Raw genomic sequence first — 2,040 nt, 5'->3', positions numbered from 1 at the left:
CGCAGCCAGTCGAGAAAGGTGGTGGAAGTCGGGTCAACGTGTTTCTGAAAGTGAATCTTGTACTCCTCTTCGTGCAGTTTTTGAATTGCCTCTGCCTTGGTTTTGGCGTAGTAGGAGATGCGTTTTGGCTTTCCGATCTCAAAATCGTAGCCTGCTGTGACACGAATCTCAAATCTGCCGTCTGCCCGTTCCCGAATGCTGCCTTCGTTGTGGTTTCTCTTTTTTCGTTCCATATCGGATACCTCCATAGATTATTTTATGGATTTGTTGTATATCTGATTAAAATGGATTATTCTGTCTGAGCCGATAGTAAGAAGAACGGGAGATATTGAGTGCCTGCAATGCCTGCGAAACCGAGATTTCTTTTGCATCAATTTGTTTGACTACAGTGTCCCAATTTTGCGGTTTTGCAATTGCCGGACGACCAAATCTGACATTTTTCTTCAAGACGGCATCAATCCCCTCACGCTGTCTGCGTCTGATTTTTAACCGTTCATTCTCTGCAATACTTCCAAGCACCTCAATCAGAATCGCATTGATCATATCCATGACCCATATTTGTTCTGGTGGAAAATCGGTTAATGTAGTTGGAATGTCAAGGATTTTGACATGAATGCCGTTGAACTTGAAATACTCCAGCTCCTGCTTGATGTCAGATTTGCTGCGACTTAATCTGTCCAGTTCTTTGATGACCAGCGTGTCGCCGCTCCTGAGAATCTGCTTTTTCAGATATTGGTAACCCTCACGTTCGGTATCTTTGCCGGAACATTTGTCCACAATGATATTATCTCTGCTGACACCATAATTTGTGAGAGCCTCGATCTGCCTGTCCTCGTGCTGTTCTCTGCTGGAAACACGGGCATAGCCAAACGTTCTGTTGTCCATAAAAACACCTCCGAATTGTCTCAAAAAGTCCTGCCGCTTTTGGAACGTCCCAAAAGTCAAAAACGGACCTTTTGGCACAGGTTTTTGAGAAAAAAATGACTGCCTCAAAAAGTTTACCTTTTGAGACAGCCAAAACATTTAAAAGATTGCCGTATTGCTTTCTTGACACTGAATTGCACAAATCGTATCATGAAGAAAAGTCGTATCACACAGCATTTCCTCGATCTCATCGGCAGAGTAACCATAGTCCAGCAACAGGAAAATGTCATCTTCTGTCACGCCGTAGCAATTGCACATCTCCAACAGCAGTTCCTCCTGCTGTGTGTAATACTCTTCTTCCAACTCGTCGTACCAATCAGCCCACTTGCCGAACCGGAAACTTTCCTGCACCTCAAAGGTGGAGCAGGTCAGAAAGCCATAGCGGTCAATCTCCAGAATCGTGCCTTCTTCTATGTTCAACACTTCAAACGGATACTTGTGGAAACCAGACTTCTGCAATGCTTTTTTCAGAATGCTTTCGGTTGAGGCATAGATGTAAAGCCCCAGTTCTGCAAAGTGGAGCAGGCACATTGGGTTTGACCCTTTCACCAGATAGAGCGTGTTGTCCTCATCCAGAGCGGTAAAGCAAAAACTGCCCTGCACGGATTCTGCCATGCTCTTGAGCGAGCCGAAGTCCAACTTGCCCTGCTGTTCCAACAACTGCACTGCAACATAGCTGTCAGTTTCAATCTGCGTTTGCGGCAGGTGCTTTTCCACACGCAAATTCTTGTCGTTATACAGTACGCCATTATGGGCAAAGGCAAAATTGACATCGGCATGACCATAAAAAGGGTGATTGTTATAGTTGAACTTCTCGTTGCCCTGTGTGGTCATTCTTGTGTGTCCCATGATTGCTCTTGTTCTACTGGGTGCGTTAAAATGAATCTTGTGAGCTGGTTTCGGTCTCTTGTAGATAGTGACCTTACCGCTTTTCACATAGGCAATACCAGACGCATCTGTTCCTCGTTCTTCCGCCGCATTTGCCAGAGCCTGTGTTAGTTTTTTCAACAATCTGTCCGACACAATGTCTTTGTAGTCCAGCCAACCAAATAATGCACACATCTTACATCTCCTCCTCTGCACAAACTTCTTCATTTACGTACAACTGACGCTCTT

The 2,040-nt window shown here is 45.0% G+C and carries 2 protein-coding genes and 1 pseudogene; all 3 read right to left on the bottom strand.

Translation table 11 applies throughout. The features are described from left to right. Nucleotides 1-233 (bottom strand): annotated as a pseudogene (locus DXB92_RS13065) (site-specific integrase); the annotation flags it as partial. A gap of 46 nt (nt 234-279) precedes the next feature. Next, nucleotides 280-885: a recombinase family protein gene (locus DXB92_RS13060; protein WP_117734211.1), complete on the bottom strand. Its 606-nt coding sequence runs from the start codon at nt 883-885 to the stop codon at nt 280-282. A 138-nt stretch (nt 886-1,023) separates the two neighbouring features. Next, nucleotides 1,024-1,986 carry a class II glutamine amidotransferase gene (locus tag DXB92_RS13055; protein WP_117734210.1) on the bottom strand — a complete coding sequence of 321 codons (963 nt, stop codon included), beginning with the start codon at nt 1,984-1,986 and terminating at the stop codon, nt 1,024-1,026. Between the last annotated feature and the right edge of the window lie 54 nt (nt 1,987-2,040).

The sequence above is a fragment of the Ruminococcus sp. OM06-36AC genome (assembly GCF_003438725.1).
Taxonomy (GTDB): domain Bacteria; phylum Bacillota; class Clostridia; order Oscillospirales; family Ruminococcaceae; genus Ruminococcus_C; species Ruminococcus_C callidus.
Note: the sequence above shows the minus strand (reverse complement) of the source record. Positions and strands in the feature narration are given on the sequence as shown.